This window comes from Pseudomonas sp. NY15374, assembly GCF_048068255.1.
Taxonomy (GTDB): domain Bacteria; phylum Pseudomonadota; class Gammaproteobacteria; order Pseudomonadales; family Pseudomonadaceae; genus Aquipseudomonas; species Aquipseudomonas machongensis.
On sequence record NZ_JBLUPZ010000044.1, the window covers coordinates 1 to 211 of the forward strand.

Below are 211 nucleotides of genomic sequence, written 5' to 3' on the forward strand. Positions count from 1 at the left end.
TCAGACCGCCGTGGCCTTTGACGTCAAGGCCTTGGGCATTGGTCAGAGTAACGGTGTAAGTGATCTCACCGCCTTCGGAGACGGTGGTTTTGTCGGCGGTGAGGGTCGCGACGACTTCACTTTCAGTGTCAGCGATCTGAACAGTGGCCGAGCCGCCGAGCTCCAGGTTTTCGAAAGTCTTGCCTGGTACGGAAGCGTCGGAAATACCAAC

The 211-nt window shown here is 57.3% G+C and carries 1 protein-coding gene; it reads right to left on the bottom strand.

Annotated features, from left to right (window positions below; all coding sequences use genetic code 11):
• The coding region (locus ACNFHO_RS27450; protein WP_416767978.1) for a hypothetical protein at positions 1-211 on the bottom strand (211 nt) is incomplete at both ends.